At 62.2% G+C, this 24076-nt stretch carries 18 protein-coding genes; 8 read left to right on the top strand and 10 right to left on the bottom strand.

Annotated elements, in window-relative coordinates:
• Window positions 1-89: 89 nt before the first annotated feature.
• The 8 genes from QO005_RS16300 to mscL all read right to left on the bottom strand — a co-directional run bounded on the left by QO005_RS16300 (window position 90) and on the right by mscL (window position 8926).
• Window positions 90-1421 (bottom strand): glycosyltransferase family 2 protein, encoded by a 1332-nt coding sequence (locus QO005_RS16300; RefSeq protein ID WP_307159123.1) that lies wholly within the window; start codon window positions 1419-1421, stop codon window positions 90-92.
• A 261-nt stretch (window positions 1422-1682) separates the two neighbouring features.
• Window positions 1683-2915 carry a class I SAM-dependent methyltransferase gene (locus QO005_RS16295; RefSeq protein WP_307159122.1) on the bottom strand — a complete coding sequence of 411 codons (1233 nt, stop codon included), beginning with the start codon at window positions 2913-2915 and terminating at the stop codon, window positions 1683-1685.
• On the bottom strand, window positions 2912-3475 hold the full coding sequence (locus tag QO005_RS16290; protein WP_307159121.1) for a dTDP-4-dehydrorhamnose 3,5-epimerase family protein: 564 nt from the start codon (window positions 3473-3475) through the stop codon (window positions 2912-2914). The genes QO005_RS16295 and QO005_RS16290 overlap by 4 nt, the downstream gene beginning before the upstream one ends.
• On the bottom strand, window positions 3472-4554 hold the full coding sequence (gene rfbG / locus QO005_RS16285; protein ID WP_307159120.1) for a CDP-glucose 4,6-dehydratase: 1083 nt from the start codon (window positions 4552-4554) through the stop codon (window positions 3472-3474). Before rfbG ends, QO005_RS16290 begins: the two co-directional genes overlap by 4 nt.
• Window positions 4554-5324 (bottom strand): glucose-1-phosphate cytidylyltransferase, encoded by a 771-nt coding sequence (gene rfbF, locus QO005_RS16280; protein ID WP_307159119.1) that lies wholly within the window; start codon window positions 5322-5324, stop codon window positions 4554-4556. The genes rfbG and rfbF overlap by 1 nt, the downstream gene beginning before the upstream one ends.
• A 562-nt stretch (window positions 5325-5886) precedes the next feature.
• Window positions 5887-6924 (bottom strand): UDP-glucose 4-epimerase GalE, encoded by a 1038-nt coding sequence (galE, locus tag QO005_RS16275; protein ID WP_307159118.1) that lies wholly within the window; start codon window positions 6922-6924, stop codon window positions 5887-5889.
• Window positions 6925-7215: 291 nt separating this feature from the next.
• Entirely contained in the window at window positions 7216-8385 is a 1170-nt protein-coding gene (locus QO005_RS16270) for a pyridoxal phosphate-dependent aminotransferase (protein ID WP_307159117.1), read from the bottom strand.
• 100 nt (window positions 8386-8485) lie between these two features.
• Window positions 8486-8926, bottom strand: coding sequence for a large conductance mechanosensitive channel protein MscL (gene mscL, locus QO005_RS16265; RefSeq protein ID WP_307159116.1), 441 nt, complete (start codon window positions 8924-8926; stop codon window positions 8486-8488).
• A gap of 211 nt (window positions 8927-9137) precedes the next feature.
• On the opposite strand from mscL, the gene QO005_RS16260 reads away from it, so the two are divergent.
• The 8 genes from QO005_RS16260 to QO005_RS16225 all read left to right on the top strand — a co-directional run bounded on the left by QO005_RS16260 (window position 9138) and on the right by QO005_RS16225 (window position 20225).
• Entirely contained in the window at window positions 9138-12647 is a 3510-nt protein-coding gene (locus QO005_RS16260) for a PAS domain-containing hybrid sensor histidine kinase/response regulator (protein WP_307159115.1), read from the top strand.
• Window positions 12648-12855: 208 nt separating this feature from the next.
• Window positions 12856-14031 carry an extracellular solute-binding protein gene (locus tag QO005_RS16255; protein WP_307159114.1) on the top strand — a complete coding sequence of 392 codons (1176 nt, stop codon included), beginning with the start codon at window positions 12856-12858 and terminating at the stop codon, window positions 14029-14031.
• Between the two features lie 236 nt (window positions 14032-14267).
• Window positions 14268-15377, top strand: a complete 1110-nt coding sequence (locus QO005_RS16250; RefSeq protein WP_307159113.1) for an ABC transporter ATP-binding protein — start codon at window positions 14268-14270, stop codon at window positions 15375-15377.
• Window positions 15374-16252 (top strand): ABC transporter permease, encoded by an 879-nt coding sequence (locus QO005_RS16245; protein ID WP_307159112.1) that lies wholly within the window; start codon window positions 15374-15376, stop codon window positions 16250-16252. The genes QO005_RS16250 and QO005_RS16245 overlap by 4 nt, the downstream gene beginning before the upstream one ends.
• Before the next feature lie 3 nt (window positions 16253-16255).
• Window positions 16256-17098 (top strand): ABC transporter permease, encoded by an 843-nt coding sequence (locus tag QO005_RS16240; protein ID WP_307159110.1) that lies wholly within the window; start codon window positions 16256-16258, stop codon window positions 17096-17098.
• Window positions 17099-17371: 273 nt separating this feature from the next.
• Window positions 17372-17809, top strand: coding sequence for an FKBP-type peptidyl-prolyl cis-trans isomerase (locus QO005_RS16235; protein ID WP_307159109.1), 438 nt, complete (start codon window positions 17372-17374; stop codon window positions 17807-17809).
• A 245-nt stretch (window positions 17810-18054) separates the two neighbouring features.
• Window positions 18055-18819 carry a metallophosphoesterase family protein gene (locus QO005_RS16230; protein ID WP_307159108.1) on the top strand — a complete coding sequence of 255 codons (765 nt, stop codon included), beginning with the start codon at window positions 18055-18057 and terminating at the stop codon, window positions 18817-18819.
• Window positions 18820-18821: 2 nt separating this feature from the next.
• The gene (locus tag QO005_RS16225; protein WP_307159107.1) at window positions 18822-20225 is read left to right on the top strand and encodes a serine/threonine protein kinase; all 1404 of its coding nucleotides are present in this window, start codon (window positions 18822-18824) and stop codon (window positions 20223-20225) included.
• Between the two features lie 48 nt (window positions 20226-20273).
• Here the strand turns inward: QO005_RS16225 and QO005_RS16220 are convergent, their stop codons facing one another.
• Window positions 20274-21968: a GH32 C-terminal domain-containing protein gene (locus QO005_RS16220; RefSeq protein WP_307159209.1), complete on the bottom strand. Its 1695-nt coding sequence runs from the start codon at window positions 21966-21968 to the stop codon at window positions 20274-20276.
• 203 nt (window positions 21969-22171) lie between these two features.
• Window positions 22172-24073 (bottom strand): diguanylate cyclase, encoded by a 1902-nt coding sequence (locus QO005_RS16215; protein WP_307159106.1) that lies wholly within the window; start codon window positions 24071-24073, stop codon window positions 22172-22174.
• Window positions 24074-24076: the final 3 nt, after the last annotated feature.

Below are 24076 nucleotides of genomic sequence, written 5' to 3'. Positions count from 1 at the left end.
CTTTCTTGTCCTGCTGATCACGTCAACCCCGGCGAAAACATCCCCCGTGACAGCAGAGGCCCGGTTTATCCGGAACCGTCGGGCTCTTTTTACCGTCTTTTAGCGCCCCTCAACCGCCGCAGATTTTCCGACGCCTTGCTTTGAGCCGTGGGTTTGACAACCGTCTTTCCGGCGAGGCGCAGAACCTGTTCGGAGGCAACGCCTTCCTCCACCAGAGACCGCAGCCCGTCTGGATGAACGACGATATCGTCTGCCGGTACGATCATGCCCTTTATCACCTCCCATAGCGCTGCAGGTGTGTCGGCGCCGCCAATATCGGACCGGATGATCAAAGCGCTCTCCGTAAAGCCGGTGACCGTGAGCAGAGGAATATCGCCCAGCCAGACCGGATTATAATGTTTCAGAAAACGCCCGCCCTTCCAGTTGCGGAACGCCATGTCATAGCCCGCCTTGATCGTCTCGAAGGCCTGCTTGTCTCGATAGGCTTCGGTGTTCAGGGCGCAAGCCTTGGCGAAGCCCTTTTCCCAACCCTCGACCTCGATACCGTATTGCTTGCGGAAAACGTGCTGCGTCAGGCCGATGGTGGCCGTCACCCCCAGCAGGGAGCTGAAGGGAAAATCGCGCAGGGCAGGATCCGCCTCGAAATTGCTGCCGAACTCCGCCAGGAAGATCTCGGCCTTTTTCTTGGTATCCTCCAGACGTCCGATGGAGAAGGAGTTGCTTGCCGGGCAGGCGCCGAAGATCGAAAAAGGCCGCTGGGTAAATGCAAAGCCCTGGGCCTCGCAGATGACCTTCATCGCCATGTCGTAATCGACCACCGCATGCCCGAAATAGCATTGGCCGTATTTATCATGGATCCGTTGCAACAGCCGCCGCCTGATGGCGGAATGGTAGATCGAATAGCCGGATGTCGGCACCGCGTTCGGCTCATACCAGCCGAACATGCGCCGGAAGGGCTCGCTTTTCGGCAGCCGGATCACCGCGCGGTCAAAAGGTATCCTGACCGTGCCCACCGGCTCTCCCTCCACCGGCCAGGAATAGCTGAGTGTGCCCCAGGAGAAAGCCTCGATATCGGGATTGACCGCTGCCACACGGTCGATCAATCCCATCACATCGGGATCGATGAAGTCATCGTCGCCGATAAAGCTCACCCACTCGCCCGTTGCCGCCTTGATGGTCCGCTCCCAGTTGTCGAGCATGGAAAGGACGGTGCCTGTGGACGGCAGATAGACGATCCGTGGATCCTTCGGCAGGAGCGCCGCCATGAAATCATTCATGATGGCCGGATCGTCCGAATTGTCGGCAAAGACGAATTGCACATCCGGCCTTTCATTTTTCAGAAGGCCTTCGATCGTCTTCTGGAAATAGAACTGACGATTTCGCGACGGAACGCAAATGGTCAGGCCAGGCTGGTGGGTCATCCGATCTCTCCTATCGGCGGGCTCTCAACACTGCTTGCTGCCGATGGCAGCAAGCCTCGTTATGCCAAGGCGCGAAAATGCTTACGCATCCTCGCCTTGAACGGGTTTCGAACATCTCACCTGTGGCAGGGCATGAGAGATTCGAAAAAGACATATCAGGTCATTTTCAATGACCTTGATATCACTTCACGGGCAAGGGCGATGTCCGGGCAAGCGCCGGCGGGTGTCGCGGCGTATCCGCTGGCATCACCTGCGCCTCTGTCATTCCGGGTGAACGATCAGGCTCGGCACCGCCGTCACGAATTTCCCACCCCAGTCGGTAATATACGAAAGCTGTTGTTTGATCTCGTCTGTCAGATTCCATGGAAATATGACCACCCTGTCCGGTTTTTCGCGTTTCAGAACCTCCTCCGGCACAACGGGAATGCGGCTGCCCGGAAGAAACATGCCTTGCTTTGCCGGATTCTTGTCGACAACGAAGGCGATCTGCCCGGCCTTGATGCCGGCGAAATTCAACAGCGTATTGCCCTTGGCGGCGGCTCCGTAAGCCGCGACTTTCAGACCCTGCCGGTGGCAGGCAATCAGGAATTCCAGAAAATCGTCACGCACACGCTCTGCCCTGGCCTGGAAGGCGGCATAGGTCGCAACATCGGCAAGACCGGCTTCTTCCTCCCTTATCCGCATGGCCGCCACCCGTTCCGTCACGGCATGGGCGGCGTGGTCACTGCGGCAGGCGAAAATGCGCAGGCTGCCGCCATGCCAGGGGGTTGTCTCCACATCGAACACCGTCAGACCGTTCTGATCGAAGATCCGTTGCACCGCCAAAAGCGACAGATAGGAATAATGTTCGTGATAGGCCGTGTCGAACTGGCTCTCCGCCATCATGTTCATCACATGCGGAAACTCGAAGGTCGCCACGCCCTCAGGCTTCAACAGCCGCGCAAAACCGCGCAGGAAATCATTGATGTCGGGCACATGCGCCAGCACATTGTTGGCCGCCGTCAGGTCGGCCTGCCAGCCTTCCGCCACAAGCCGGCCAGCCAGTTCTTCGCCGAAAAATTCCTGGCAGATATCGATGCCCTTGTCGCGCGCCGCCTGGGCCGTGCTGGCGGTGGGTTCGACACCGAGGCAGGCAAGGCCCTTCTCCTTCACATATTGCAGGAGATAACCGTCATTGGCGGCCACCTCCACGACCCGCGCCGAGGGACCGAGGCCAAAGCGCTCAGTCATCGCCTTCACATAGGCCTTGGCATGCGTGAGCCAGGAGGAGGAGAAGGACGAGAAATAGGCATAGTTTTCGGAAAAAAAGGTCTCGCGCTCGGCAAAATCCTCTGTCTGGACCAGAAAGCATTCGCCGCAGACCCGGATCACCAGCGGATACCACAGTTCGGGCCGCGCCAGACCGGCCTCCGCCACATAGGAATTGGAGGGGGGCGCCGTGCCGAGATCCAGAAAGGGACGCAGGTTGCGGGAGCCACAATGGCGGCATTTCATGGTGTCAGTCCTTCAAATTCCGGCGTGATCGGTGGATGCGAGCGGTCCCGATCCGACATCAGGCTGACAGGCTGCGGCCAGGCGATGCCAAGGGCGGCATCCAGCGGCGAAAGCCCGCCTTCAGCCTCGGCGCGATAGGGGGCGGAATGGACATAGACCATGCGCACGGCATCGGTCAGCGCCTGAAAGCCATGGGCAAAGCCTGCGGGAATGAGCAGCGAGCGGGCGTTCTCCGCGGAAAGCTCGACGCCGACATGCTGCAGGAAAGTGGGCGAGCCGGAGCGCAGATCGACCGCGACATCGAAGATCGCCCCTTGCAGGGAGGTGACCAGCTTCCATTCTCCAAAGGGTGCGTGCTGGAAATGCAGGCCGCGCACCGTACCCGCCTGCCCAGTGCCTGTTTCATTGACCTGCATCACCGGCCCCGGCCAACCATGATCCAGAAGCTCTTCGCCGCAAAACAGCCGGCTGAGATGGCCGCGCTCATCGCCAAGACGACGGCGGGTCAAAAGCACAGGACCATCGATGGCCAGTTTTTCCGCGATGAACCGGCCGCTCATGCCGCACCCCTTTGGCTCGGAGTTTCCGCCATCTGCGTCAGATAATCGGCAATATCGGCGCGGCAGAGATCGATTGCCGCCTCGCCTGCTGCCAGACGGCGGTACCAGCCCATGGTGCGAACCACCGTCTCCTCGAAATTCCAGAGCGGCCGGTAACCGAGATGGTCCCTCGCCCGGCTGCTGTCCAGCAGCAGATAGCCGGCCTCATGCGGCCCCGCCTCCGTGCCGAGGCTCACCTCGCCGCCGCCGAAAGCCCGGGAGGCAACGGCGAGAAGATCGGCCACCGTCGCGGCATTGTCCGGATCTGGCCCAAAGTTGAAGGCGGCATGGGCAAGCCCGCCGGCATAAAGCCGCTCGGCCAGCGCCAGATAGCCTGCCAGCGGTTCCAGCACATGCTGCCAGGGTCGCACCGCCGCCGGGCGCCGTACCTCGATGGCACGCTGGAGAGACCAGGCGCGCACGGCATCTGGCACGATCCGGTCTTGCGCCCAATCACCGCCACCGATGACATTTCCAGCCCGCGCTGTTGCGAGCCCCACACCGCGCGGCGCGAAGAAGGAGGCGCGATAGCTGGCCGCGACGATTTCCGCCGCCGCCTTGCTGGCGCTGTAGGGATCATGGCCGCCGAGCGGATCGCTTTCCACGAAGGGCCGCGCCGTTTCGGGGTTTTCATAGACCTTGTCGGTGGTGACGACGACGATGGCCTTCACCGTCTCTACGGCCCGCAGCACATCGAGCACATGCACCGTGCCCTGCACATTGGTTTCGAAGGTGCCGACGGGATCGCGGTATCCCGCCCGCACCAGCGGCTGGGCGGCCAGATGCAGCACGATCTCCGGCTCGGCACGCAGCACCGCTGCAGTGACCGCCAGCCGGTCACGCAGATCGCAGATCTCGGTATCAGGAAGGGATTCACCCAGCAGGCCATGCAGGTTGGGCCTGCTCTCCGGCGGCAGGGCAAGGCCGGTGACGACCGCGCCCATGTCGCGCAGCCAGAGCGACAGCCAGCTTCCCTTGAAGCCGGTATGCCCCGTGAGCAGTACGCGTCTGCCGCGCCAGAACGTGGGATCGATCATCATCACCAGTTTTTCCAGGGAGGGCTGCCGCTGGCCCAGAGGCTTTCCAGGTGGTTCTTGTCGCGCAGCGTATCCATGGGCTGCCAGAAGCCGTTATGGACATAGGCGCAAAGCTCGCCATCGGCGGCAAGCCCCATCAAAGGGTCGGATTCCCAGGGCATGTCGTCACCCTCAATGCGGTCGATGACCTTTGGCGACAGCACGAAGAAGCCACCATTGATGTGCCCTGCTTCACCCACCGGCTTCTCCACGAAACCGCGCACCATGGTGCCATCCATGCTGAGCGCTCCATAGCGGGCAGGCGGCTGCACGGCGGTGACGGTGGCGAGCTTTCCATGCTCGCGATGAAAACGGATCGTGTCGGCGATATCGACATCGGACAGGCCATCGCCATAGGTGAAGCAGAAGGCGTCTTCTCCCTGGAGATAGGGGGCCACCCGCCGCAGGCGTCCGCCGGTCATCGAATTTTCGCCGGTATCCACCAGCGTCACCCGCCAGTTTTCGGCGCTTTTCCTGTGAAACTGCAGCCGGTTTTCCGCAAGGTCGAAGGTGATATCCGACATGTGCAGGCCGTAATTGGCGAAATATTCCTTGATCACATAGCCTTTGAAGCCGCAGCAGACGATGAAATCGGAAATGCCGTGCCCATGATAGAGCTTCATGATGTGCCAGAGGATCGGACGTCCGCCGACCTCGATCATCGGCTTCGGCTTCAGATGGGTTTCCTCGGAAATACGGGTGCCCATGCCCCCGGCCAGAATGACGGCCTTCATCGTCCGCGCCTCCCCATTCCGGTCAAAAAGTGCGCAGCGGTTTTTCGTCCGGACATGCGTAAAATGAAAGAGGTAGAGCGTATCAACCCGTCCGTGAAACACGGAAACGCTCCAGCCACAAGGCTCACAACACCCGACATCATATCTGCCCCACCTCGTATAAGCATAGCCGCGAGGCAGGCAGCATGAGAGCGCCCGATACACGCGACAGGCGCAGAATAGAAAGTCAAGCTGTCGTCAAACTGGATAGAGCATTTCCGGACGGAAAACCGGTTCCCACTTTTCCTGGAAATGCTCTAGGGTCAAAACTCAATCAGGATGGGTGTTCTGTTGAACGGGATGGGATTGAATGGCCGCGAACAAGCGCAAGGCAAGGCCCTGAGGCCTTGTCGAGCATTGTTCGCAATCAGGCGGCCCATCCCGTTCAACCCTTCGGGCAAGGCGTATTTTGCGCCTGCGGGCGTCGGAAAGGTTTGAAAATGTTCGGCATTTCCTTCACCTTTCCTCCTACTCAGACACAAAATACGCCTTGCAGAACACCCATCCTGATTGAGTTTTGACCCTAGAACCCGCTGGCCGCCAGCCTCTGCTGCAGCGCATCGATGTCGCTGTCGCGGTCACGCAGGAAGCGGCGTTCCCAATCGAAAGCGCTCAGAATGATCGCCTCGAGCCCCGGATGGGGAGGCGACCAGCCGAGAACGGCGCGGGCCAGCGCCGTATCCGCCACCACCGAGGCGGCATCGCCGGGACGGCGCGGCGCAAAGGTGACCGGCAAACGCACCTGCGCCACCCGCTCCACCGCCTGCAACACCTCCAGCACGCTGGCGCCGCGGCCATAGCCGCAATTGACGGTCAGACTTTCGCCACCCGCCACCAGATAGTGCAAGGCCTTGAGATGGGCCTGGACGAGATCGTCGACATGGATGTAATCGCGCACGCCCGTGCCATCTGGCGTGGGGAAATCCTGGCCGAAGACGGAAATTTCGGAGCGTTTGCCAAGGGCGGCCTCGCAGGCCACCTTGATAAGGTGGGTGGCGCTGCGGGTGGATTGTCCCACCCGGCCCAACCGCTCGGCACCGGCCACGTTGAAATAACGCAGGGCCACAAAACGAAAACCGGATTGCGCCCGCGCCGTGTCGGCCAGAATGGCTTCCGTCATCAGCTTGGAGCGGCCATAGGGATTTTCAGGCCGCGCCTCCGCCGTTTCCTTCACAGGCTGATCGGTTTGCGGCGTGCCGTAAACGGCAGCGGTGGAGGAGAAGATGAAGCGGCCAATGCCTGCCCTCACCGTTTCCTCGATCAGCACCTGCGAGGCAAGCGTATTGTTGCGATAATAGCCGAGCGGATCGCGGATGGAATCCGGCACCACCGCCGAACCGGCGAAATGCAGCACCGCCTCCACCCGGTTTTCCAGAAAAATCTGCTGAAGCACGGCCCGCTCGGCAATATCGCCGAGATAAAAGCGGGCAGCGGGCGCCACGGCGCTGCGGAACCCGGTGGAGAGCCGATCGATGACCACGACCTCATGGCCGGCATCGAGCAGCGCCCATACCATATGGCTGCCGATATAACCGGCACCGCCCGTGACCAAGATTGCCATACCTCACCCCTTTATTCTGAAGCGGTGACATATCGGGCTCTGGAGTTCCCTATTATGCTTGCTCTTCGAAACAGCAGTTCCGCTTGTTCCGATAAAACGCCAGAGCCGTGCCACCCGGGAAGATCATCTTCCCGACCTCGGCGGAAAGGCCGGGGTCTTTGCGGCGATGGTAGGCGCCAAGGCTTTTTCCATCCGGTTAACAGAGGCCGCCAGAGGGGAACAGGGCGGCCTGTTTCATCGCAGAGAGCTAAATTCGACTTAACGAGATTGCTCGCATTTTATCGAATTCGGTTACAGACTCTTGATGTAACCGCTCAGCCGCTCGGCAGCCTCCTGCATCTGCCCGGGATCCCGAAGGAAGCAGGCGCGCAGGAAATGTTCGCCGCCCGCGCTGAAGGCCGAACCCGGCGCCAGCCCCACGCCCGTCTTGTCCACGATGTCGAGGGCAGCAGCCCGGCTATCGGTAATCCCGTCGATCTGCAGGAAGGCATAGAGCGCCCCATCCGGCTTGACCGAGCGGACACGATTGGTGGCGATCAGCGCATCGAGCAGGATATCGCGCCCGGCGCGCGCCCGGGCGATGTTTGCCGCCAGAAAATCTTCCCCCTCGTTCAGCGCCACCACCGCGCCGCGCTGCATGAACTGGGCAACGCCGGAGGTGGAATATTGAATGAGGTTTTCCAGCACCTGACCGATTTCCGGCGGCGCCACCAGCCAACCGACGCGCCAGCCGGTCATGGACCAGTTTTTCGAGAAGGAATTGGCGAAGATCACCCGGTCCTCCGGCTCCATCACATCGAGGAAGGAGGGGGCACGGCCGGGGGCGGCGAAATAATAGAGCGCATAAATCTCGTCGGCGAGAATCCACAGACCATGTTTGCGCGCCAGTGCCAGCACCGCCTTCAGATCGTCCAGGCTGGCAGTCCAGCCCGTGGGATTGGAGGGGGTGTTGATGAAGAGCGCCCGCGTCTTTGGCGTGATCGCCTTTTCCAGCTTGCCGAGATCGAGGGACCAGCCGCCCTCGCGGTAATCGATCTCCACCCCTACCGAGCGCGCCCCGCCAAGCTCGATGGCCGAGACGATATTTGGCCAGCAGGGGGAGAGATAGATCATCTCGTCACCGGGCTCCGTCAGGGCCTGAACGGCAAGCGCAATCGCCTGCATGCCGGACCCGGTGACGTAGAAGTGCTCAGGCGTAAGGTTGACCGCAAAATGCCGCTGGTAATAGCTGGAAAGCGCCTGGCGCAACTCGGGCACGCCGCGCTGCCAGGTATAGAAAGTCTCCCCGGCCAGAAGCGCATCGGAGGCTGCCCTGCTGATGAAATCCGGCGTCGGCAGATCGCCCTCTCCTGCCCAGAGCGGCAGGAGATTGTCGCGCCCGCGCGCATAGTTGACGATTTCGACAATGCCGCTTTCCGGAGCGGAAAGGGCGCGGCGGCTTAAGCTTTCAAGCAAGGGCATGGAGGGCTCCCGTGGATCGTGCGGCGGTTTTACCGCAAGCCGCCGCAAAAATCCCATGACAATGCTTGAGGCACCGATCGATTCCCGTGATGACGCGCGATCAGGGGCCTTCCTGGTGGCGCGCCTTCAGAAGATCACGGATCTCGGTCAGCAGTTGCACATCCGCAGGCGGCGCAGCGGCAGGCTTGCCGGCCTTTTCCTGATGCTCCATTTGCTTGCGCAGCGTGTTCACGCCCTTGACCATCAGGAAGATGATCCAGGCGAGAATCAGGAAATTGATGACGACGGTGAGGAAGTTGCCATAGGCAAACACCGCCCCCTGCTTGCGCGCCTCCGCCAGCGTGTCGGCGGTGACGGCGGAGCTTAACGGCAAGAAATAATTGGAGAAATCAAAACCGCCGAACACCACGCCCACCAGCGGCATCACGATATCGTTGACCAGCGAACTGACGATCAGCCCGAAGGCGCCGCCGATGATCACGCCGACGGCAAGATCCATGACATTGCCGCGCGCGATGAATGACTTGAATTCGTTCAACATGCGTCTCTCCTGTTTCCCCTTGACCATAATAGATTTAGCCGCAGCTTGAGGAGCGTTACAAGATGTGACCTTCGAGGGCTGGCCCGGTCTTGCAAGGTTCCGTAAGCGCAAATGCGCGAAAAGCCAAAGAGTTTCGACTTTTGGACAAGAGCGTGGCGATTTCAAAACGTGCTTGCCTGGCGTAAGATAGGCGCAAATGGGAGGGTGACGCATGCTTCCGGCCTGGTTGATCATGGCTGCGGCCATCGCCTATCTGCTGCTGCTGTTCGCGGTGGCAAGCTATGGCGACCGGCAGAGCCGCGCGCGCGGCGTGCCCGCAGGCGGCAGACCGCTGGTTTATGGCCTCTCGCTTGCCGTCTACTGCACCTCCTGGACCTATTTCGGCGGCGTCGGGCTTGCGGCGGACCGGGGGCTGGAATTCTTCGGCATCTATATCGGTCCCATCCTGATGCTGACGCTCGGCATGCCCGTCATCCGCCGCATGGTGGACATCGCCAAGGCCGAACGGCTCACCTCCAGCGCCGATTTCGTCGCCGCCCGCTACGGCAAGAACCCGCTGGTCGGACTGCTCGTCACGGTGATTTCGCTGGCGGGTGCCATTCCCTATATCGCGCTGCAATTGAAGGCAGTTTCCAATTCGGTCGCCAGCCTGGTCAATCCCGGCTCCTTCGGCATCGGCACCGGAAATCTTTATTTTCTCGATCTCGCGCTGATCGTCACGCTGACACTCGCCTGCTTCTCGGCGATCTTCGGCACGCGCCATACCGACGCCACCGAACATCAGGACGGACTGATTCTCGCCGTTTCCATGGAATCCCTGGTCAAGCTGCTGGCCTTCTGTACCCTCGGACTGACCGTGGTTTACGTGCTGTTCGACGGTCCGGGCGACATTGCGAAGGCAGCCGCCAATAATGAACGCGTCATGCAGGCGCTGACCTATGAAACTCCGATCAGCCGCTGGCTGCTTCTGACGGCGCTCTCGGCCTTCGCCATCCTGATGCTGCCCCGGCAATTTCATGTGACGGTGGTGGAAAACCGCACCCGCCGGGAGTTGAAATGGGCAGGCATTCTGCTGCCGGCCTATCTGATCGCCATCAACCTCTTCGTGCTGCCCGCAGCCATCGGCGGCATCATCACCTTCGGCGGCGACGGCAATGCCGATCTTTACGTGCTCACCCTGCCGCTGGTGCACGATCTGCCCTGGGTCACGCTCGTCACCTTCATCGGCGGCTTTTCCGCCGCAACCGCCATGGTGATCGTCGAAACGGTGGCGCTCGCCATCATGATTTCCAATGATATCGTGCTGCCCGTCCTGCTGCGGCGCAATCTCACCCAGCGCCGGTCCCCCACCGCAAGCGCCGCCAAGACCGTGCTGATCATTCGCCGCGTCGCGATCTTCCTGGTTCTGCTCCTGGCCTATGCCTATTTCCGGCTGGCCGATGACAGCCGGGGCCTGTCCTCCATCGGTCTACTCGCCTTTGCCGCCATCGCCCAGATCGCGCCTTCGCTGTTTGGCGGGCTGATCTGGCGCCGCGCCAATGCACGGGGCGCGATCCTTGGCCTCAGCCTTGGCTTTCTCACCTGGATCTACACGCTGCTTTTGCCGAGCTTCGGGCTGGATGCCCACAAGGAACTGGCGCGCGACGTGCTGGCCTTTCTCTTTCCCGGCGTCAGCGCGTTTACGGCAGTCAATGCCGATCCGCTGCTGACGGCGACGGTGCTGAGCCTGCTCATCAACACGCTGGCCTTCGTTCTGGGCAGCCTCAGCCGCAATCCGCGCCCGGTGGAGCGCATTCAGTCCGGCATTTTCGTGCGCCGCCATGCCCGCGCACAGTTTGCAACGCGTGGCTGGAAAACCCGGGTCAGCATCGGCGACCTGAAAGCCGCCATCGCCCGTTATCTCGGGCAGGAGCGCATGGAGCGCTCGCTGATGAGCTATGAGCGCGGCATCGGCAGGAGGCTGGAGGATGAGAGCCCCGCCGACATGGCCTTCATTCATTTTACCGAGCAATTGCTGGGCAGCGCCATCGGTTCGGCCTCGGCGCGGCTGGTGCTGTCGCTGATCCTGCAAAAGGCCGAGGATACCTCCGCCGACACCGCCTGGCTGCTGGATCAGGCCAGCGAGGCCCTGCAATATAACCAGGACATGCTGCAAACCGCGCTGTCGCAGATGGATCAGGGCATTGCCGTCTTCGACAGCAGCGGGCGGCTGACCATCTGGAACCGCCGCTTCCGCACCCTGCTCGACCTGCCGGAACAGATGGGACAGGTGGGTGTGCCGCTATCGGACATCGTCCGCCAGCTCACCGAGCGCGGCGATATCGAAGCCGAGCGCGAGGCCGAGGTGATGGCCGATTTTCACCATCTGGACGAACCCTTCCAACTGATGTTGCAGGAGGGCGAGCGCATCATCGAAGTGCGCTGCAATGCCCTGCCCGACAAGGGGCTGGTGGCAACCTTCACCGATATTTCGCAAAAGGTTGCCGCCGACCGGGCGCTGAAACAGGCCAATGAAACACTGGAACAGCGGGTGAGCGAACGGACAGCGGAACTGACCCGCGTCAATCAGGCACTGGCCGAGGCCCGCGCCGCTGCCGACGAGGCCAATATCGGCAAGACGCGCTTCTTCGCCGCCGCCGGTCACGATATCCTGCAGCCGCTGAATGCCGCCCGGCTCTATACCTCGACGCTGGTGGAGCGGCTTGGCCAATCCCCCGATGCGCTGCTGGTGCACAATATCGATTCAGCACTTGAATCCGTGGAAAGCATATTGGGGGCGGTGCTGGATCTGTCCCGTCTCGACACCGGGGCAATGAAGCCCCGCCTTGCCACCGTGCCGCTTCAGGACCTGCTGACCCGCATCCGTACAGATTTCGAGCCAATGGCGCGGGAGAAACATCTGGAGCTGACCGTCATGCCCACCTCGCTTGCGGTGCGCAGCGATCCGAACCTGCTGCGCCGGCTGGTCCAGAACCTCGTTTCCAACGCCATCAAATACACGCCCTCGGGCCGGGTGCTGGTGGGCGCGCGCCGCCATGGCGATCAGGTGGTCATTCAGGTGATGGATACCGGCATCGGCATTCCGCCGTCGAAATTCCGCACGGTCTTCAAGGAATTCGCGCGGCTGGAGGCGGGCATGCGCACGGCCTCCGGGCTTGGCCTTGGCCTTTCCATCGTCGATCGCATCGCCCGCGTGCTGAAACATCCCGTCGATCTCAGGTCGCAGCCGGACCGGGGCACGAGTTTCCGGGTGACCGTGCCGCTGGAGCGCCGCCTGCCGGTGCAGGCCAGGACCGCCCCCGGCCCGCAACCGGGACCTTCGGCAGGCGCGCTGCTCGGGGTCAGGGTGCTGTGCATCGATAATGAGCCGGATATTCTCGAGGGCATGCGGCTCCTGCTTTCCGGCTGGGGCTGCGAGGTCATGGCCGTGGCATCCGTGGCCGAACTCGATGCCGCGATCGCCGCCCATCCGGAGCCGCCGCATGCGGTGGTGGCCGATTATCATCTCGATGACGGCAGCGGCATCGGGGCAATCCTGCGGCTCAGGGCGCTCTACGGCGAGGCCGTGCCCGGCCTGCTGATCACCGCCGACCGAAGTGCCGAAGTGCGCACGGAAGCCGAGCGGCAGGCAATCGCGTTGCAGCACAAGCCCGTCAAACCGGCGGCGTTGCGCGCTTATCTGACCCAGACAGCCGCCCCACGCCGCGTCGCGGCAGAATAATCCTCTTTCCCAACCGATGCTCCGGCAGGCGCCCGCCTCCGCGGGCGGCGGCCATGCGTGCCCCCCCGTATATCAAGGGAACACCTCCACGCATGCTTCCAAAGACGCAGACCCGGCTTTTTAGGATATGATTGACAGACCTTCGCATACTAGCATATTACTTTCGCGGGAGTGCCGGGACACCCCGGTAAATTGGGAGGATTGAGCAATGAAAATCAGCAGAAGAGGCCTGATGGGCACAGCCGCCGGTGTGGCGGGCATGGCCATGATACCGCGTTTCAGCCTGGCGGCCCTGAAGGCGCCGGCGAGCCCGGTGACCATCACGATTGCCGATGTGGCCGGCAATCTGGCGCTGACGCAGGGCATGTTCGAAGCCTATGCGGCCGCCAAGCCGCAATGGGTATCCCGCTTCGCCTTCACCAAGGCCCCGGCCCCGGAACTGCCCGCCAAGATCAAGGCACAGCAGGCCGCCGGCAAGATCGATATCGATCTCGTCCTGACCGGCACCGATGCACTGGCCGCCGGTCTGGCGCAGAACCTCTGGACCGATCTCTCCGCCCATAAGACCGACCTGCCGGATCTTCAGAACATCCTGCTGCCACAGGCCTACAAGATGCAGGGCCTTGCCAAGGACCAGGGCGTGGTCGTCACCTATTACCCCTCCGGCCCGCTGATCGAATACATGCCGGACCGCGTCAAGCAGGTGCCGTCCACGGCGGAGGAACTGCTGGCCTGGACCAAGGCCAACCCGAAGCGCTTCATGTACGCCCGCCCCGCCAATTCCGGCCCGGGCCGCACCTTCCTGATGGGCCTGCCCTATCTGCTCGGCGACAAGGATCCGAAGGACCCGGTCAATGGCTGGGCCAAGACCTGGGACTATCTGAAGGCGCTGGGCGAAAATATCGAATATTACGGCACCGGCACCACGCAGGTGATGAAGGAGCTGGGCGAAGGCACCCGCGACATCGTGGTGACCACCACCGGCTGGGACATCAATCCGCGCGTGCTGGGCATCGTGCCGGAAGAGGCGAAGGTCGCGACGCTCAAGGGCTTCCACTGGGTGACGGATGCCCATTACGCCGCGATCCCCAAGGGCGTTTCCGAGGAAAAGCTGACGGTTCTTCTCGATGTCATCAACTTCATCCTGCAGCCCAAGCAGCAGGCGATCGCCTTCGATGACGGCTATTTCTATCCCGGCCCGGCGGTAAAGGATGTCACCATCGACATGGCGCCGAAGAAGAGCCAGGACGCCATCGCCGAATTCGGCCGCAAGGACTATGACGACTGGATTGCCAACAATCCGCTGGAAGTGCCGCTTGATCCGGCAAAAATCGTCGATGCCTTCCGCATCTGGGACGAGAAGATCGGCGCGGCCAAGGGCTGACCCTAGAGCACGTCCGGTGAACACGGGTCCACCGGACGTGCTCTAAGCTATTGTTTTACGCATTTCCGGACGGAAAACCGCGACTACACTTTTCTCGGGACAATGCTCTCAAACAACGGCCGCCGGACTACGTTCACACGAAGGTCAGCGCCCCACATCGACAGGATAAGCCAGCCGGTTTCACCGGCTGGACCGGTTTTTTGTATTTTTAACATCGCAAACAGGAGTTTGCCGTGATGTCGTCCCCCCTTCCCGCTTCCCGGCAGCCGTCTCCCAAGCAGGGCGCGCGGCTGGAGCTTGTCGGCCTTCGCCGTGCCTTTGGCGCTTATACGGCGCTGGACGGTATCGATCTCTCCATCGAGCCGGGCGAGTTCATTGCCCTGCTTGGGCCTTCCGGCTGCGGCAAATCCACCGCACTCAACTGCATTGCCGGTCTCTTGCCGCTGACGGGCGGTGAAATCCGGGTTGGGGGCGAGCGTATCGATCAGCTGGAGCCGGAAAAACGCGGCTTCGGCATGGTTTTCCAAAGCTATGCGCTGTTTCCGCACATGAATGTGCGCCGCAATGTCGGCTTCGGGCTCAGCATGCGCGGTATCAAGGGACCGGAAGCGGAAAAGCGGATCGATGCGGCGCTCGATCTGGTGCGGCTCGGCGCACAAGCCAACAAACTGCCCGGACAGCTTTCCGGCGGCCAGCAGCAGCGCGTGGCCATTGCCCGCGCCATCGTCATCCGTCCGCCGGTGGTGCTGATGGATGAACCGCTCTCCAACCTCGATGCCAAGCTGCGCCTGGAAATGCGCGCCGATATCCGCGCCATTCACGACCAGATCGGCTCCACCACCATCTATGTCACCCATGACCAGGACGAGGCGCTGTCCATGGCCGACCGCATCGTGGTGATGAGCCAGGGCCACATCATGCAGATCGGCACGCCGGAAGATCTCTACCAGCGCCCCAACCATGTGGACGTGGCCGATTTCATGGGTTTTCGCACGCGCATTCCGGGCCGCATTACCGCCACCTCCGGCGGCAGCGCCGAAATCGAGGCCGCAGGAGCAAGGGTGACGGGGATGACCCGCGATACGCTCAACCCCGGCGATAGCGCCATTCTCAGCGTCCGGCCCGAAGATCTGGTGGCGGTGGAAGACGGCAGCGGCATTCCGGTGACCGTGACCACCATGGAATATCGCGGACGCGCCTTTTTCGGCTCCGGCAAGACGGCGGATGGCAGCGACCTCTATTTCCGCGCCGATCAGGCGCTGCCGCGCGGCGCCAGAACCAGCGTTCGCCCTGCGGAAGGCCGTGCCCTGATCTTCAAGGCAGCCCGGACAGGGAGCGCGGCATGAACACGCCTTCCCTCCGTCTCAGCCTTGCCGCCAGGGGCATTGACGGCACCACGCTCCTGGTGCTGCCGGGCTTTCTGGTGATCCTGGCGCTGTTCATCTACCCCTTCGTCTACGGCATCATCGATTCTCTGATGCCGATGGCCGGCCCCTGGTATCAGAATTACAAGACCTTCTTCAGCGATCCTTTCCAGTATGGCACCATCGCCGCCACGCTCTGGCTGGCGCTGCCGGTGACCATCATCAATCTCGGTCTGGCGCTGCCCATTGCCTTTCGCGTGCGGCTGATGCGGCGGCAAAGGCTGCTCACCACCATTCTCGTGCTGCCGGTCACGCTCGGTACCGTCTTCATTGCCGATGGTCTTTTGACCTTTCTCGGGCCGCAGGGCTGGTTCAACCGCAGCCTCATCCTGATTGGCCTGCTCGACCATCCGGTCAAGCTCACCAACAATTACTGGGGCGTCTTCGCTTCGCTGCTGATCTCGGGCTTTCCCTTCGCCTTTCTGCTGACGCTCTCCTACGTGACCGGCATCGATCCGGCCATCGAGCAGGCGGCGGCAACATTGGGCGCCAATGCCCGCAAGCGCTTCCTGCGCGTCTTCCTGCCGCTTCTGGTGCCGGGGCTGGTGGTGACCTTCTGCCTGTCCTTCGTGCAGGCTTTCGCGGTCTTTCCCTCTGCCGTGCTGCTCGGCGCACCGGCGGGGCCGACGCGCGTCATCTCCATTGCCGCCTACCAGGCCGCCTTCGAGCAATATGACCACTCGCTGGGCTCGGCCATCGCCATCATCATGGGCGTGGTGGAACTCGTCATCGTGCTTGCCGTGCTGGCACTGCGCGCCTTCTTCTATCGCGGCCCCGTGGCCGGCACGAAAGGATAAGCCATGATCCGCGATCAGGGACTTGCCTCGAAACTCTGGCGCTTCGCCGTCTGGGCGCTGACGGGCCTCTTCATTCTCAATCTCGCCGCCGTCATCGCTTCGGTGGTGATCAACTCCTTTGCCCGGCGCTGGCTGGGCACATGGCTGCCCGCCGGCTGGACGACGCGCTGGTATTCCGATGCCTGGTCGGAATTCCAGCTGGCCGATGTCATCACCGTCACCTTCCAGATCACTTTTGCCGTGGTGCTGGTCTCCGGCCTGCTGGGCGTCGTCACCGCCTATGCGCTGGCGCGGCGGGATTTTCCGGGCAAGCGGCTGGTCATCCTCACCTTCCTGCTGCCGCTTCTGGTGCCGCCGCTCACCTATGGCATTCCGCTGGCCACGCTTCTCTACAAGCTCGGTCTGGGCGGCACCTTCTGGGGCGTGGTGCTGATCAATCTTGTCCCGTCGCTGCCCTTCGTCATTCTGGTGATGATCCCTTTCATCGAGCAGATCGATCCGCGGATCGAAGCCGCCGCCCGGGTGTTCGGCGCCGGCACCTGGAGCCTGTTCATCCGCATCCTGTTTCCGCTGCTGCTGCCCGGCATGCTGGCGGCCCTGCTGCTGGTGCTGGTGCGCACCATCGCCATGTTCGAGCTGACCTTCCTGATTGCAGGGCCGACGACGCAGACACTCGTCGTCTCGCTCTATTACGCCGTCTTCGCCTCCGGCGTGCGCGCCGCCCAGTCCATCGACGCCATGGCCGTGGTCTATATGGTCACGACCCTGTTCTGGCTGGTCATCGCGCTGCAATTCGTCAGCCCGACGCAAATCGTCGCCCGCGCCAAACAGCAACCGGCGGCTTGAGATATTCGAAATCGAATACGAACGGTCATTTTCTTCAATGACCGTTCGTATCAGCCAGGACATGATCCTGTCCGTTTCTTCGCCGGGTCACGAAATTTTCTTGTTCTAGCCGTGGAACCGACCGTTTTCGCCGATAGTTACCATGACGCGCACGGCATGCTGATCGCATGCCCCCACTTGTCATGCGCTCCGATGGCGGCAGTCAGCCTGACCGCCGAACCCAGAGAGGCGGGCCATAGCAAAGGCCATGCCCGATCAGGAAAGGACTTCTCCATGACCCAGGCAAAAAACGGCGATACCGTCCGCATCCACTATACAGGCCTTCTGACGGATGGCAGCCAGTTCGATACCTCGCGTGAACGCGAGCCGCTGCAGTTCGAAATCGGCGCAGGCCAGATCATTCCGGGGCTGGAACAGCAGGTGGACGGCATGAATGTCGGCGAAAGCCAGCGCGTGACCGTGCCCGCCGAGCAGGCCTATGGCCCGCATGATCCGGAAAAGGTTCAGCAGGTCGCCCGCTCGCTGATCCCGGCCAATATCAATCTCGTGCCCGGCACACGGTTGCAGGCCCAGAGCGGCAATGGCGCGCCACTGGTCGTGACCGTCACCGATGTCGCCCCGGATGTCGTGACCATCGATGCCAATCACCCGCTGGCGGGCCAGGATCTGATCTTCGATGTCGAACTGGTCGATATCGTTCAGGCGGCCTAATACGAACGGTCATTGAAAATGACCGTTCGTATTCCCTTTTCGAATATCTCAAGCCCCTGATGCATTTGAGATATTCGAAATTCTTTCAAGGCGAGGATGCGTATGCATCTTCGATGCCTTGGTATAGGGCGGAAACATTCAACATCCGGTGACAGTTCTGTCACCGGATGCTTCCTCGGAACTCGATTATGACTCGAAACTATTCGCCAATAGCGGTCTCCCTTCCGAAGCGTTAGAACAACAGCATGATGCAAGCGCCGGGAGGGCTGATGCGGATTGCGCTGTTTTCGGATATTCACGGCAATCGTCAGGCCTATGAGGCTGTTCTGCAGGCCGCAGATCATGCGGGTGCCGAACGTATCGTCATTCTCGGCGATGTTGTCGGTTATGGCGGAGATCCGGCCTGGTGTCTGGAAAAGACCCGGCAACTGGTTGAAAAAGGCGCCCTTGCCGTGCGCGGCAATCACGATCAGGCGCTCACCGATCCGCATATCTCGCTGAACGAACAGGCCCGTGCCGCCCTGCACTGGACCCGTTCCGCGCTCACCTCGGAGCAGATTTCCTTTTTGACCGGCCTGCCGATCCGCGCCCGCGACGAGGAGCGGCTCTATGTGCATGGCGATGCCGCCGCGCCGGAACGCTTTCATTACGTGACCGATGTGGACGCGGCGGACCAGCATTTTTCCGCCTGCGACAGCCGCTTGAGCTTTTGCGGGCATGTGCACCGGCCCGCCCTTTATGCGCTGGGTCCCGGTGGGCGGATCATTTCCTTCACCCCCCATTCCGCCACCGCCATTCCGCTTTTGCCGCAGCGGCGCTGGCTGAGCGTCATGGGCTCGGTCGGCCAGCCGCGCGATGGCGATCCTGCCGCTGCCTTCGGCCTCTACGATACCGCAAGCGGCGCGCTCTCCTTTCTGCGCGCGCCCTATGATGTCGATGCCGCCGCTCAGGCGATCCGCGCTGCAGGCCTGCCGGAAACCCTCGCCACCCGTCTTTACCGGGGGAAATGACCATGCCGCTCAGCAAACTCAAGCCCGGCAGCCTCATAGACGGTTTCACCGTGATCGAAGAGGCGCATAAGGGCGGCATGGCGCGGCTCTATTCCGTCACCCATCCCGATTATTATTTTCCGCTGCTGATGAAAGTGCCGGATATGAGCGCCGGGACCGACCCGGCAATGATCGTGGGCTTCGAGATGGAGCAGATGATCCTGCCGCGCATTTCCGGGCGGCATGTGCCGCGCTTCGTGGCAAATGGCGATTTTTCCCGCCAGCCCTATATCGTCTTCGAGCGGCTGCCGAGCCGCTCGCTCTATCCGCTGCTGGAAAAACTGCCGCTGCCTGCCGAGGAGGTGATCTCGCTTGGCCAGCGCATCGCCACAGCACTTGCCGATCTGCATCGCCAGCATGTGGTGCATCTCGACATCAAGCCCTCGAACATCCTGCTGCGCGACAGCGGCGAGGCGGTGCTGATCGACTTTGGCCTTGCCCGCCATCTCGACCTGCCGGATCTGATGCAGGAGGAGTTTCGCCTGCCCTATGGCACCGCGCCCTATATGGCGCCGGAGCAGATCCTGGGCGTGCGCAGCGATTTCCGCTCCGATATTTTTGCGCTCGGCGTGCTGCTCTATTTTTTCTCGACCGGCAAGCGCCCCTTTGGCGATCCGCAACGGATGAAGGGGCTGAAGAAGCGGCTCTGGCGCGACCCGCCGCCGCCTTGCGCCCTGCGGCCCGATCTGCCGCCACCGCTTCAGGAGGTGATCCTGCGCTGTCTGGAAGTCAATCCGGCGCGGCGCTACCCGGCCGCCGCGCAACTGGCGCTGGATCTCTCCGATCTCTCCGCCGTCCAGCTCACAGCGCGGGCCGAAAAACGCAGGCAGGATGGCTGGGCGGAGGTGACGAAGCGCCGCCTCAACCCCGACCCGATCGAGCTTCTCAAGCCGGGCGCCGCCACCGCCGCGCTTGCCAACGCCCCGATCATTCTCGTGGCGCTCGACCTTGAGGCCACATCCGGGGAGGTGGCCGATGCCATGCGGCTGACGGTGGGCCGGATCATGGCCCGTTCACCGGGCGCGCGGCTCGCCTGCCTGAATATCCTGAAAATCGCCCGCATCGGACTGGACAGCGATCTGGACGAACAGGGCCATAACAAGCATGCAGTGCGGCTGGGCGCCCTCAAAAGCTGGGCAGCCCCGCTGCAATATGAAGGCCAGACCACCTGCCACGTTCTGGAAAGCACCTCTCCCGCCAGCGCCATTCTGGATTATGCCCGTGACAATGACGTGGACCATATCGTCATGGGCGCAAGAACCGGTGCGCAGCGGCGCGCGCTTCTCGGCAGTGTCGCAGGCGAGGTTGCCTCAAAAGCCCCCTGTACGGTGACAGTGGTGCGGGTGCGGCGGGAGGCTGAAGGCTGAAGGCTGAAGGCTGAAGCATTTCCAGAGCATTTCCGGACAATCCAACGCTTACAATCGCAGGCTCCACACGGTTGCCCAGGCCACGCTTCCCGGTTCTGCCACCAGCCGGGCACTCTGGATGGGGTCGAATCCGTCCAGGCGCTTGGTCGCGACATGGCGGCCGTGGTCGGCAAAGATCTCGATGGAGCCGTAATCGAGAAACACCCTCAGCCGCTTGATGCGCGCGCCGGGCCTCAAATAGCGTGGCGCATTGTCCTCGCCCGGCTTGCCATGAATGAGTTCCAACCCCTCCTCGTCGGAAGAGATGGCAAGCCGCAAGGCGGGATGGTCCAAATTCAAGGTGAAGGGCAGGCCGGGTTCGGCCATTTCGAACAGGATTTCCACCGCACCATTGGGAAAAACCACTTCGCCGCCAGACGCCAGCCTCACCCGGTCCAGCACGCGGTGGCGCAGGCTCTCGGCGGCCCCGATCGGCGGGGTCAGCAGATGACCGTCCTGAAGCTTCAGCGTGCGCGGCAGCGTCATGGCGGTTGGAAAAATCGTGGCGGCATTGGCATCCGCCCAATTGGCAAGCCAGCCGATACCCACCGGCATATCGCCATCGAGAAAGGCCTGGAAGGCATAATTGTCGGTGCCGAAATCCAGCTCCTGCTCGAAATCCTTGACGAAGCGCTGGCCATCGAACCAGCCGATTTCGGCCATGGTCAGGTTTTTGCGCCGGCTTTCGGCATCCTCGGAATTCATCAGCCCGTAAATCAGCACCCAATGGGTGGCGGGATGGGTGGCAGGCCCATCCAGCGGCAAAAGGCACGGGCATTCGATGGCTGTGGTGCGATGGCGGTGTTCCACCAGCAGCTTGCCCCGGTAGGTCCAACCCTCCGCTGCCGCCCTGTCCTCGGTGTCATAAAGCAGGATCACGCCGCCCTCGGCACTCTGGCTGCCCAGCAGCATCTTCCAAAGCCCGTCCGGTCCCTTGAAGACGTAGGGATCGCGGAAATCCAGCGTCAGCCCCTCGCCGTCAGGCCGATGCGGCAGGATCACCTCGGCCTTGCCGGCGCTGAACAGGTCCGCCGAGGTGGCGGTCATCTGGATCTGCTCCTCCGGCTGACGATCCTTCAACTGGTCGGTATAGAAGACCCGGATGCCCGGCGCATTGGGCAGGGCAATGGCCGAGCCGGAAAAAGCCCCGCCGCGCTTGTCGGGCCAGGCCGACAGCTCTTCCGAAGGAAAGAGGAAGATCGGCAGATGCCGCCAGCGCAGATAATCCGAAGAGACCGCATGGCCCCAATGCATGGTGTTCCAGGAAAGGCCGTGCGAGTAATGCTGATAGAAGAGATGCGGACGACCGTCGAAGCGGCCAAAGCCGTTCGGATCGTTCATCCAGCCGAAAGGCGGGCGGAAATGATAGCTGTCCGGCAGGTCGGGCGGCGCATTCAGCCCGTTGGTGTGCAGCACGGTTATGCCCGCCTCCAGCACATCCACGGCGGTAAACCAGTAGATCACCGAGATGACGGTGCGCTCGGCATCGTAATGCAGCTCGATCGGCCCGCCGCCAAAGACATGATAAATGCGGAAATCATATTCATCGAGATTGTGGGAGAGCACTTCGCCAAACTTGCCATTCGGGCTGATCAGCGAAATCGCCCCCGGCTCGCCGACGCGGCGCGCCTTCAGCCAGATGTGAAAGGTGACATTGACCGGAAGCTCAGCCACGATCACCTTGTGATCCGTTGCCACGGACATGGGGGCGGAATGGTCTTGAACGGGTTCTGTCATCATCGTCCTGGAGCAGTTTCAGCATCACGACGGCCCGCATGGTCTGAGGCTGACAGGCGATCCCGAAGGCCGTCCCGGAAGGGCACGACATGTCAGCGCCGGTCCACCCGGTCCGCAACTCCCTGAAAAACATAGCCCCGCTTAACGATTATTCCAGAGGCTTCCAACCGTCAGGCCCGGCGTCCCCTCGGAACCCTGCCTTTCCGCTCGGTGTCGGCACAGCGCACGCAATCGCGGCCCGCATGCTTGGCACGGTAAAGAGCGCTGTCGGCTGCGGCAATCAGGTCATCGGGACGGTCGCCCGCCTCAGGAAGGATGACCGCCACGCCGACGCTGACAGTCACCATGCCCCTGGGGCTGGCCGCATGGTCGAGACCGAGCGCCCTGACCGCCCGGCAATAGCGTTCAGCCACTTCGTTTGCGCCAGCGGCATCGGTGCCCGGCAGCACCAGCGCCATTTCCTCACCGCCATAGCGGGCGGCGATATCGGTGCCGCGACGCGCGGCAACGCCGAGCGCCCCTGCCACGGCGCGCAGGCAGTCATCGCCGCGCTGATGGCCATAATGGTCGTTGAACTGCTTGAAATGATCGATATCGACCATCAGCAGGCTGAGCGGCTCGCGGGCCCGGCGCGCGCGGGCAAATTCCACCGTCAGCCGGTCATCGAAGGCGCGGCGGTTGAAAAGGCCGGTCAGGGCATCGGTGAAGGCGGCCTTTTCGAGGGTGCGGTTGACATCGCGCAGCAATTCCTCCGCCTGACGCATGCGCGTCACATCGCTGAAGACGGTGATGACGCCGCCGCCGCCGACACTGCGGGTCTTGGCCTCCAGAACGCGTCCATCCCACAGGCGAAGCTCCCGTGTGCCGGGCCTCGGCAGCGGCAGATAGGCTTCCTCCAACCCCGGCTCACCCTCGGCTGTGATTTCCTCGCCTGCCGCCTTGGAAGCGGCGATGATATCGCTGAGCAGCGCACCTGGATGACGCAGATCCGCCGTTTTGGAAAACAGCCCCTGATAGCGCCCGTTGCAGAAGACCAGCCGGCCTTCGCGGTCGAACATGGCCAGCCCATCCGCCATGTTGGAAAGCGCATCGGAAAGCTGCTGGCGGCTTTCCTGAAGTTGGCGCTCCAACTCCTTCTGCTCGGTAATGTCACGGTTATGGGTGACGAGACCGACAATCTCCCCGCTCTTCGGGTCGCGAATCGGGTTTTTCAGCGTCGAGAACCAGCCCTTTCGCCCATCGCTCGACTGGAATGGCTGCTCGATATGCAGGGCCTCGCCCTTTTCATAGACCTGCTCCTCATCCGCACGATAGCGGGCCGCGATTTCGGGGGGATGAAAATCCGCGTCCGTCTTGCCGATCACCTGATCGGGATGGGCCACCCGCATGGCGCGCGCCGTGGCGGGATTGGCGACGATGAAGCGGCCCTGACGGTCCTTGGCGTTCAGCGCCTCCGGCAGGGTTTCAGCCACGACTTTATAGAAAAAAGCGAGATCGATTTCCGCCCGGCGGCGCGCTTCCGAGCGGATCAGCAGGCCGACCATGAGCGTGGCCAGACACTGCGCGGGCGCCAGCCAGATCATTTTCTCCAGCGCCATGGGCCATAGGTCATTCGGCAGCAGAAACACCCCGCAAAGCGGCGCCAGCGCCGCGCCGATGGCCAGAATGCCAAGGCAAGAATTGCGAAACAAGGCCTGCTCGTGGCGCAAGCCGACAAAACTGCCCAGCGCCGCCGCCAGTGTAATGCTGAAAAGGCCTGCCCCCGTGCCAGCCCCGCCGACCCACAGGCGAAACAGCGCCGCGCAAAACCCCGCCGTCAGCCCCGCCAGCGGCCCGCCAACCATGGCCGACAGCGCCAGCACCAGCGTGCGCATATCGATGAAGACGCCCGGCGCCACCTGCAAGGGAAACAGCATGGCCGCAATGGAGGTAAAACCAGCCAAAAGGCCCAGCCCATAGGGCTTGAAAGGCAGCGCATGCCGCTCCAGCCACTGCTCCGCCCGGCTCCACAGCACGGCAAACAGCACGATCAGAGCCGCATTGGAGAGAAGCGACGCTGAGATATGGGACATGAA

It is taken from the genome of Allorhizobium paknamense (assembly GCF_030815125.1).
Lineage (GTDB): Bacteria > Pseudomonadota > Alphaproteobacteria > Rhizobiales > Rhizobiaceae > Allorhizobium > Allorhizobium paknamense.
This window is presented reverse-complemented; position numbering and strand designations above follow the sequence as displayed.

Coding starts and splice junctions, on each gene's coding strand:
- QO005_RS16300 (WP_307159123.1), bottom strand. CDS start 1,421: ATGACCCACCAGCCTGGCCTGACCATTTGCGTTCCGTCGCGAAATCGT.
- QO005_RS16295 (WP_307159122.1), bottom strand. CDS start 2,915: ATGAAATGCCGCCATTGTGGCTCCCGCAACCTGCGTCCCTTTCTGGAT.
- QO005_RS16290 (WP_307159121.1), bottom strand. CDS start 3,475: ATGAGCGGCCGGTTCATCGCGGAAAAACTGGCCATCGATGGTCCTGTG.
- rfbG (WP_307159120.1), bottom strand. CDS start 4,554: ATGATGATCGATCCCACGTTCTGGCGCGGCAGACGCGTACTGCTCACG.
- rfbF (WP_307159119.1), bottom strand. CDS start 5,324: ATGAAGGCCGTCATTCTGGCCGGGGGCATGGGCACCCGTATTTCCGAG.
- galE (WP_307159118.1), bottom strand. CDS start 6,924: ATGGCAATCTTGGTCACGGGCGGTGCCGGTTATATCGGCAGCCATATG.
- QO005_RS16270 (WP_307159117.1), bottom strand. CDS start 8,385: ATGCCCTTGCTTGAAAGCTTAAGCCGCCGCGCCCTTTCCGCTCCGGAA.
- mscL (WP_307159116.1), bottom strand. CDS start 8,926: ATGTTGAACGAATTCAAGTCATTCATCGCGCGCGGCAATGTCATGGAT.
- QO005_RS16260 (WP_307159115.1), top strand. CDS start 9,138: ATGCTTCCGGCCTGGTTGATCATGGCTGCGGCCATCGCCTATCTGCTG.
- QO005_RS16255 (WP_307159114.1), top strand. CDS start 12,856: ATGAAAATCAGCAGAAGAGGCCTGATGGGCACAGCCGCCGGTGTGGCG.
- QO005_RS16250 (WP_307159113.1), top strand. CDS start 14,268: ATGTCGTCCCCCCTTCCCGCTTCCCGGCAGCCGTCTCCCAAGCAGGGC.
- QO005_RS16245 (WP_307159112.1), top strand. CDS start 15,374: ATGAACACGCCTTCCCTCCGTCTCAGCCTTGCCGCCAGGGGCATTGAC.
- QO005_RS16240 (WP_307159110.1), top strand. CDS start 16,256: ATGATCCGCGATCAGGGACTTGCCTCGAAACTCTGGCGCTTCGCCGTC.
- QO005_RS16235 (WP_307159109.1), top strand. CDS start 17,372: ATGACCCAGGCAAAAAACGGCGATACCGTCCGCATCCACTATACAGGC.
- QO005_RS16230 (WP_307159108.1), top strand. CDS start 18,055: ATGATGCAAGCGCCGGGAGGGCTGATGCGGATTGCGCTGTTTTCGGAT.
- QO005_RS16225 (WP_307159107.1), top strand. CDS start 18,822: ATGCCGCTCAGCAAACTCAAGCCCGGCAGCCTCATAGACGGTTTCACC.
- QO005_RS16220 (WP_307159209.1), bottom strand. CDS start 21,968: ATGTCCGTGGCAACGGATCACAAGGTGATCGTGGCTGAGCTTCCGGTC.
- QO005_RS16215 (WP_307159106.1), bottom strand. CDS start 24,073: ATGTCCCATATCTCAGCGTCGCTTCTCTCCAATGCGGCTCTGATCGTG.